Annotated in this window: 7 protein-coding genes; 4 read left to right on the forward strand and 3 right to left on the reverse strand. The window is 65.9% G+C overall.

The window, feature by feature from the left end; all coding sequences use genetic code 11:
- The first annotated feature begins 97 nt into the window (after positions 1-97).
- Both moeZ and F0Q45_RS22145 read left to right on the forward strand, forming a co-directional pair.
- Positions 98-1,276 carry an adenylyltransferase/sulfurtransferase MoeZ gene (gene moeZ, locus F0Q45_RS22140; protein ID WP_149655969.1) on the forward strand — a complete coding sequence of 393 codons (1,179 nt, stop codon included), beginning with the start codon at positions 98-100 and terminating at the stop codon, positions 1,274-1,276.
- Positions 1,277-1,367: 91 nt separating this feature from the next.
- Positions 1,368-2,222: a TIGR02569 family protein gene (locus tag F0Q45_RS22145; protein ID WP_149655970.1), complete on the forward strand. Its 855-nt coding sequence runs from the start codon at positions 1,368-1,370 to the stop codon at positions 2,220-2,222.
- Here the strand turns inward: F0Q45_RS22145 and F0Q45_RS22150 are convergent.
- From F0Q45_RS22150 to F0Q45_RS22160, 3 genes are all read right to left on the reverse strand, one after another.
- Positions 2,219-2,527 (reverse strand): MGMT family protein, encoded by a 309-nt coding sequence (locus F0Q45_RS22150; RefSeq protein WP_149655971.1) that lies wholly within the window; start codon positions 2,525-2,527, stop codon positions 2,219-2,221. The two genes, F0Q45_RS22145 and F0Q45_RS22150, sit on opposite strands and share 4 nt — an antisense overlap.
- A 2-nt stretch (positions 2,528-2,529) precedes the next feature.
- The gene (locus tag F0Q45_RS22155) at positions 2,530-3,315 is read right to left on the reverse strand and encodes an alpha/beta fold hydrolase (protein ID WP_149655972.1); all 786 of its coding nucleotides are present in this window, start codon (positions 3,313-3,315) and stop codon (positions 2,530-2,532) included.
- 61 nt (positions 3,316-3,376) lie between these two features.
- Positions 3,377-3,586 (reverse strand): hypothetical protein, encoded by a 210-nt coding sequence (locus F0Q45_RS22160; RefSeq protein WP_149655975.1) that lies wholly within the window; start codon positions 3,584-3,586, stop codon positions 3,377-3,379.
- A gap of 592 nt (positions 3,587-4,178) precedes the next feature.
- Here F0Q45_RS22160 and F0Q45_RS22165 point away from each other — a divergent pair.
- Positions 4,179-7,334 carry an ATP-dependent helicase gene (locus F0Q45_RS22165; RefSeq protein WP_149655973.1) on the forward strand — a complete coding sequence of 1,052 codons (3,156 nt, stop codon included), beginning with the start codon at positions 4,179-4,181 and terminating at the stop codon, positions 7,332-7,334.
- Positions 7,331-8,773: ATP-dependent helicase (locus F0Q45_RS22170; RefSeq protein WP_149655974.1), on the forward strand; the 1,443-nt coding region annotated here is incomplete at its 3' end. The genes F0Q45_RS22165 and F0Q45_RS22170, both read left to right, overlap by 4 nt.

Raw genomic sequence — 8,773 nt, forward strand, 5'->3', positions numbered from 1 at the left:
GTTGCGGGGTGATTGCCGCCGAGGCGCGTAACTGCTGTGATGGTGAAGATGACGCACATCAGGCGTTGAGTTGCGAAGATCACCGAGGAGATGTTTGGTGTCAACATCGCTGCCACCATTGGTTGCGCCCGCAGAAGCGCTGAGCCGTGAAGAGGTGGCCCGTTATAGTCGCCATCTCATCATTCCCGATCTGGGTGTGGAGGGGCAGCGGCGACTCAAGAACGCGCGGGTGCTGGTGATCGGTGCTGGCGGACTCGGATCGCCAACGTTGCTGTATCTGGCTGCTGCCGGAGTCGGCACGCTTGGTGTCGTCGACTTCGACGTCGTCGACGAGTCGAACCTGCAGCGGCAAATCATTCATGGCATTGCTGACGTCGGGCGCTCCAAGGCTCAATCGGCGCGCGAGTCGATCGCTGTGATCAACCCGCTGGTTGAGGTGCGACTGCACGAGTTCAGGCTGGAACCTAGCAACGCTGTCGATTTGTTCACGCAGTACGACCTGATCTTGGACGGCACGGACAATTTCGCCACCAGGTATTTGGTCAACGACGCCGCCGTACTTGCCGGCAAACCTTATGTTTGGGGATCGATCTATCGTTTCGAGGGCCAGGCGTCGGTGTTCTGGGAGGATGCGCCCAACGGGCTCGGTCTGAACTATCGCGACCTGTACCCGGAGCCGCCGCCGCCTGGCATGGTGCCGTCGTGTGCCGAAGGCGGGGTGCTGGGCATTATCTGCGCCTCGATTGCGTCGGTCATGGGCACCGAGGCGATCAAGCTGATCACCGGGCTCGGTGAGACATTGCTGGGCCGCTTGCTGGTCTACGACGCGCTGGAGATGACCTACCGCACGATCAAGATCCGTAAGGACCCGTCGACTCCCACGATTACCGGGCTGGTGGATTACGAGCAGTTTTGTGGCGCGGTGTCCGACGATGTCGCGCACGCGGCTGCCGGCTCCACCATCACTCCGCAGGAATTGCGCGAGATGATGGACTCAGGCCAAAAGCTGGCTCTGATCGACGTCCGTGAGCAGGTGGAGTGGGACATCGTGCACATTGCTGGTGCCCAGCTGATTCCGAAATCGGTGCTCAGTTCGGGCGAGGGACTGGCGAAGTTGCCCCAGGACCGCATCACCGTGCTGTACTGCAAGACCGGTGTGCGCTCGGCAGAGGCGTTGGCCGCGGTGAAGAAGGCCGGATTCTCCGACGCGGTCCACTTGCAGGGTGGGATCATGGCATGGGCCAAGCAGATGCAGCCGGACATGATGGTGTACTAAGGCCCCATTCAGGACCGCCACGCGGGACGGCCCGCAGCGGGTCGTGTAGACCCGCTCGGATGTGACGGGGCGCCCGACTAGGCTGACCCATGTGAGTGTCGAGCCGCTGCCCGAGCACGTGCTGGCGGCGTTTGGCTTGACCGGTGTGCAACCCGCCTATTTGGGTGCCAGCTGGGAAGGTGGCTGGCGATGCGGCGAAGTCGTGTTGTCGACGGTGGCCGACCACGCACGCGCGGCTTGGTCGGCCCGCGTGCGGGAGACGTTGTTTGTCGACGGGGTGCGCCTGGCCCGTCCGGTCCGCTCGACGGACGGACGCTACGTGGTTTCCGGATGGCGGGCAGACACTTTCGTCGCTGGCACCCCAGAGCCACGCCACGATGAAGTTGTCTCGGCGGCGGTGCGCTTGCACGAAGCCACTGGCAAGTTGGAACGGCCGCGGTTCCTGACCCAGGGCCCTACTACGCCTTGGGCAGACGTCGACGTTTTCATCGCCGCCGACCGTGCCGCCTGGGAAGAGCGCCCGCTGCAGTCGATTCCCCCTGGGGCGCGGACGGCTCCGGCGACGGCTGATGCCGAGCGATCAATCGATCTCATAACCCAGCTCGCAACATTGCGCAAGCCGACTCGTAGCCCGAACCAGGTAGTGCATGGAGATCTATACGGCACAGTGCTTTTCGTTGGTACCGCAGCGCCTGGGATCACCGACATTACCCCGTATTGGCGGCCCGCGTCCTGGGCAGCAGGAGTCGCCGTGGTCGACGCGCTGTCTTGGGGTGAGGCTGACGACGGCCTGATCGAGCGGTGGAGCGTGCTTCCGGAATGGCCGCAGATGTTGTTGCGCGCCTTGATATTCCGGTTAGCGGTGCACGCGCTGCACCCACGTTCGACTGCCGAGGTATTTCCGGGTCTGGCCCGCACTGCGGCGCTGGTTCGTCTGGCGCTTTAGACGTCGGGCGGGAATTTGTAACGCACCGGGCCGAGTGCAACTCTGCCGTCGACGCTGAGGACACCTTCGGCTCGCAACAGCTCCAGCTGCCGGGTGGTCAGATGCCGTGCCGGGCGGCCCGAGGCGGTTATCACCCGGTGCCAAGGCAGATCCGCGGAGTCGGTTCGCATGATCCAGCCAACTATGCGTGGGCTGGAAAGTCCTGCGACAGAGGCGATGTCACCGTAGGTAGCCACCCGCCCGGGCGGAATTGCTGCCACGAGCAAGCGCACCCGCTCGATTTGCTGGTCGGTCACCGGCGCCATGGTTATGGCCCGCGGAGCTGTGCGCGGATCAGCGCGGCCACCTCGGTCGGCTTGGCCTGGGGCACCATGTGTCCGCACTCGAAGTCCAGCACGGCCAAATCGGCTCCCAGTCGTTGCCTCAGCGCTGCGATGAGCTCGTCGCTGACATATCCCGGATCGGCCCTTACCGCGCGTACCAGCGTTGTCGTAGTCCCTGCCTGAGGCAGCGCGATGTCACGGGCGAGTTCGCTCCAATAGCACACCATTGCCGGCAGGCTCATCCGCCAGGTATACCGTCCGGTCGGCAACGCGATGAGGTGTTGATCGAGTTCTGCGTCGAGCACGGCGGGCTCCACGTCCGCCCAGGCGCCGAACGCCTTTTCCGCGCGGGCCTCGGCAGGGTCCAGGTAGTCGGGGAAGGCCACCATCGCATCGACCACTTCGCGTACCCGCTCACCGTCCAAGCCGACTGCGGGGTCCAGCAGGACCAGCGCTGCTACCAGGTCCGGCCGGGTAGCTGCGAGCCGCAGCCCGACAGCGCCTCCAAACGAGTGCCCGGCCACCACCACTGGGCCGCCGGACTGATCCTCCAGCAAGGCGACCAGGGCGGAAACATTGGCGTCGATAGTCCATGGTGCGGCCCACGATGATCTGCCGTGACCCAGCAGATCGGGTGCGGCGATACTGACTTCGGGCAAGTGGTCGGCCAGGAGTTGCCAGGACTGCCCGTGCTCGGTCACTCCGTGGATGGCCAGCACCTGGACGGGGTCGGACGGGCCGAAACGATGCACATGCAGGTCGGTGGTCACGTGTCGATGGTGCCAGGTCATGTCGTCGGCTATCGTCGGACTGCTGTCCGATGCGCGAAGGCTAGCGATCGATATCCGGGTTGTCGTCGGAAAGTGGAACGATGTAGGCCTGATCGATCACGTCTGCTTCGTTGGCCTCGCGATCCTTGGCGTCGCTCAGGTAGACGGTGTCAAGACCAGCTTCGTCGTCGAAATCCACGGCGCGGTGCTGGTCTGCGGCGTCCGCTTCAGGCACCGGATCCTGTGGACCGACTACGTCGGCATTGCCCATCATCGATACTCCTGCCGTAGCTTGGCGCCATCTGGCCGGCCAGCTCCTCCGCTTGGCGTTGTCGCGGTGCCGCTGCGCGTTGGCGACCTCCGGTCTTCCAACGCTTCCACAGTAGTCACTCGACTATCTCCAGCTAGTGGCGCACCACACGACAACTGCCGATCCGTTCTCATGCTGAGTCGCCGGTTTGAGATTGACCGGCCACGAGATGGCAGCGGCTGAGCGGCCGCACGGGGCGTTCAGTCGGCAGCTGTTCCTGGACGTGAGTCTCGACCCTACAGGATCGAAGCCCTGGCGCCGGATCAACAGCTTTGAGCTTGCGGTCTCCGCGCCGTCCGTCGCCAAGGCTGACGCGCGACTGAGTCCGGAACTGCAGCGCAATGCCACCCGTCGTGGTTGGGCTGAGGATTGCCGGGAGGCTGTCGGTTGACGTTGGGCGCGTAGCGATTACGACCGCGTCGCCTGCGTTCAGAACAATAAGACTTCGGCCTGAGTTGCCTTGCTGTGTCGCGATTGAACCTTTCCCACACTCGGCCGCCCTGCCAGGAATGGGCGGGAGCGGCTTGTCAGTGCCTCGTGATTGCATGCCGCCATGTCATTTTGTTGGGGCGCCGAGGCGCGTGCGGTCTTGAGGCCAGGGTTGCGGGGATTGGTGCGCATCGTAGGCGGACCCGGCACTGGGAAGAGCAGCTTGCTGGTGGAGGCTGCGGTTGCCCATATTGCCTCGGGTGCCGATCCGGCATCGGTTCTGCTGCTTACCGGTGCCGGCCGGCTTGGGATTCGGGCACGTAGTTCACTGACGACGGCGTTGCTGCGATCCAGCGCTACCGCGTCCGGCCGGATCGCGGTCCGCGAGCCGCTGGTGCGCACGGTGCACAGCTATGCATACGCGGTGTTGCGACGGGCTGCAGAGCGCGCTGGAGACGCGCCGCCACGGCTGCTCACCGGTGCCGAACAAGATGCGATCATCCGCGAGCTGCTCGCCGGTGACCTCGAAGACGGACCGACCGCCGGCTCTGATTGGCCCCGCCACCTGTGGCCCGCGTTGAGTACCGCCGGATTCGCCAACGAGCTGCGAAGCCTCTTGGCGCGCTGCACCGAACGGGGCGTGGATCCGCCGGAGTTAGAGCAACTGGGCCGCCGGTGCGGGCGTCCGGAGTGGACCGCCGCCGGCCGATTCGCCCGCCGGTACGAGCAGGTGATGTTGCTGCGCGCGGCGGTGGGGATGGCAGCGCCCCAAGCCACGGCGCCTGCACTGGGTGCCGCCGAACTTGTCGGGGCAGCATTGGAAGCTCTCGCGGTCGATCCCGAGTTACTGGCCACCGAGCGGGCCCGGATCCGGCTCCTACTAGTCGATGACGCTCAGCAACTCGATCCGCAGGCATCGCGACTGGTTCGGGCGCTGGCAGTGGGCACCGACCTTGCCCTGGTCGCCGGAGACCCACACCAGGCCGTGTTTGGCTTTCGGGGCGGCGACTCCGCCGGGTTGTGTGCCGCCAGCGAGTGGTGCCCCCAGGGCGGCGCTTCGGCGACGGTGACGTTGCCGACATCGCATCGCTGCGCTCCCGCCGTGGCACGTGCGGTCAGTGGCATCGCCGGCCGGCTGCCGGGTGCCAGTTCCGGAAAACACATCGAGGGCAGCGGAGGCGAGGACGGATCGGTTACCGCGCGCCTGGCCGCTTCTGCGCACGCCGAGGAGGCCATAATCTGCGACGCGCTGCGTCGAGCGCACCTTATCGACGGGGTGCCATGGTCGCAGATGGCGGTGATAGTCCGATCGGTACAGCCGGCCGCCGCGCGGCTGCCGCGCATGCTGGCTGCTGCCGGTGTTCCGGTGCAAACACGTGCAATCGGGGGCTCGCTGTCGGAAGAGCCTGCGGCAGGTGCGCTGCTCACCGTTCTGGCCGCCACCGCTGACGGGCTCGACGGCGACCAAGCACTGGCGCTGCTCACCGGGCCCATTGGTCGTGTCGACCCGGTGTCGCTTCGGCAGCTGCGCCGGACACTGCAGCGCGATCGGGCCGACGATTCACCAAGCACTTTCGGTGACCTGCTCGTGCAGACATTGGCCCTGGAAAATCCAACGCAGGTGCCGCAGTCCGGCTCGCTGCGGCGGGTGCGTGCTGTGCTCGCCGCAGCCTCGCGCTGCCACCGGCAGGGTCAGGACCCGCGTTACACCCTGTGGGCAGCTTGGCACCGGTCAGGTCTGCAAACCCGCTGGTTGGCTGCCAACCAACGGGGCGGCCCGGCGGGTGCCCAGGCGGCGCGGGACCTAGAAGCGGTAGCCGCGCTATTCGACGTCACTGACCAGTATGTTTCCCGGACGTCCGGCGCGTCGCTGCGCGGACTCATCGAGCATGTCGCGGCTCTGCGGCTGCCGCGGGTAAGCCCAGAGCCGGTACCGGACACAGAGCACGTCAGGGTACTAAGCGCCCACGCGGCGCTTGGACACGAGTGGGATTTTGTGGTCATCGCCGGTTTGCAGGACGGGGTGTGGCCCAACACGATTCCGCGGGGCGGCGTGTTGGCGACCCAGCGGCTGCTCGATGAGCTTGACGGTGTCAGCCAAGCGGCCTCGGCGCGAGCGCCGCTGCTGGCCGAGGAACGTCGGTTGCTGGTCGCTGCGATGGGCCGGGCCCGGCGCCGGTTGCTGGTGACCGCCGTGGATGGAGACGCTGATGGGGGCGAGGAGGACGGATTGCCGTCGGCATTCTTCTTCGAGATTGCCCGCTTGACCGGCGATGGTAGTAAACCGGCTGCGAAGCAGCCTGTTTCGGCATCGCGGGTATTGTCGGCAGCGGCGGTGGTGGGAGGGCTGCGGGCTGTCGTGTGTGCACCGGACGGCGCGGTCGATGACAACGACCGAGCATGCGCGGCAATGCAATTGGCTCGACTGGCTAAGGCTGACGTGCCCGGTGCTGATCCGGCCGACTGGCACGGGCTGATCCCGGTCAGCACCAGTGATCCACTGTACAGCGGTGCCGATGTCGTCACCTTGACGCCGTCGACCCTGCAGACACTGAACGATTGCCCGTTGCGCTGGCTGGCTGAGCGGCACGGGGGAACCAACCCGCGTGAGCTACGGTCCGCCGTGGGTTCGGTGCTGCACGCGCTCATCGCCGAGCCGGGCAGTGATGAGGCGCGATTGTTGGCCGGGTTGGACCGGGTGTGGGAACACCTGCCCTTCGGTGCGGCTTGGTATTCAGCCAATGAGCTTGCCCGCCATCGGGCGATGCTCCAATCGTTCGTCGAGTGGCGTGCACAGACACGCGGCGAATTGACCGAGGTCGGCATCGAGGTCGAGGTGGACGGAGTCCTCGACGCTCGGCGCGCCGACGGCGGAGAGATTCGGTTGCGCGGGCGCGTTGATCGGCTTGAACGCGACGGCGCCGGTCGACTGGTCATTGTTGACGTCAAAACCGGTAAGACTCCGGTCAGCAAAGATGACGCGCAACAACACGCCCAGCTGGCGATGTATCAACTGGCGGTGGCCGAAGGCATGGTGTCGGCCGGCGACGAGCCCGGTGGTGCCCGTTTGGTGTATCCCGGAAAAAGTGGGGCAGCCGAAGCCACGCAACGCGAGCAGGATCCGATGACGCCGGCCGCTCGTGATCAATGGCGCAAGCTGGTCCGGCAGGCTGCCGAGGCGGCGGCCGGGTCACGGTTCATCGCCCGCGTCAACGACGGTTGCTCGCACTGCCCGATACGGACGTTCTGTCCAGCCTACAGCGACGGGTCGGCGCTATGATCCAAGCGAAGTACAGCCCAGCAGAGTTAGCTTGTGCGTTAGGGCTTTTTCCGCCGACTGTCGAGCAGGCCGCGGTGATCGCCGCCCCGCCGGGTCCACTCGTGGTCATCGCCGGAGCCGGAGCCGGCAAAACCGAAACGATGGCGGCGCGGGTTGTGTGGCTGATCGCCAACGGCTACGCCGAGCCGGGTCAGGTGCTGGGTCTGACGTTCACCCGCAAGGCAGCCGGCCAACTGCTGAGAAGGGTGCGGTCTCGGCTTGCCCGGTTGGCGGGCATCGACTCGGGCCTGGCTGGATGCGAGGTCGGGAGTGCCCCGATGGTCAGCACATATCACGCATTCGCCGGCTCATTGCTGCGTGACTACGGCTTGTTGCTTCCGGTCGAGCCCGATACCAGGTTGCTCAGCGAAACAGAGCTCTGGCAGCTCACGTTTGAGGTGGTCAGTGGGTATGGGGGCACGTTGGGTACCGAGAAAACCCCGGCGGCGGTCACCTCGATGGTGCTGCGGTTGTGGGGTCAGCTCGCCGAGCACCTGGTGGACACCCGGGACCTTTGCGATATCCATGTTGAGCTGGAACGACTGGTTCATACCCTGCCGGCGGGCCCGTATCAGCGTGACCGCGGCCCGAGCCTGTGGCTGCTGCGGATGCTGGCCACTCAAACCGAGCGTGCCGAGCTGGTGCCTTTGCTCGATGCGTTGCGGGAGCGCATGCGAGCCGCAAAGGTGATGGATTTCGGCATGCAGATGGCGTCGGCCGCACGACTGGCAGCCACGTTCCCGCATGTCGGTCAGTTGCTACGAGACCAATACCGGGTGGTATTGCTCGACGAATACCAAGACACCGGCCACTCCCAGCGGCTGGCCCTAGCGTCACTGTTCGGCGGTGGAGTCGATGACGGGCTGGCGTTAACGGCAGTCGGTGACCCGATTCAGTCGATCTACGGCTGGCGCGGCGCCTCGGCGACGAACCTGCCGCGGTTTTCCACCGACTTCCCGCGCTCAGACGGCTCGCCGGCGCCGGTGTTAGAGCTGCGTACCAGTTGGCGTAACCCGCCGCGAGCGCTGCACGTAGCCAACGCCATTTCAGTCGAGGCGCGTCGGCGCTCGGTCGCCGTGCGCGCGTTGCGGTCGCGCTGCGACGCACCACCCGGGACGGTTCGGTGCGCCTTGCTTCCCGACATCCAAGCCGAACGCGAGTGGATCGTTAACCACGTGCAGGAGCACTTCCAGCGCGCCCGGGCGGACGGGGCCAGTCCTCCTACCGCCGCGGTGCTGGTGCGCCGAAACGTTGATGCCGCACCCATCGCCGATGCGTTGCGAGCCCGCGGACTTCCAGTTGAAGTCGTCGGACTGGCGGGGCTCTTGTCCGTTCCGGAGGTCGCAGACGTGGTAGCGATGCTGCGCCTGGTCGCCGACCCAACAGCCGGGGCCGCGGCG

Origin of the sequence: Mycobacterium simiae, assembly GCF_008370645.1 — a bacterium.
Lineage (GTDB): Bacteria > Actinomycetota > Actinomycetes > Mycobacteriales > Mycobacteriaceae > Mycobacterium > Mycobacterium simiae_A.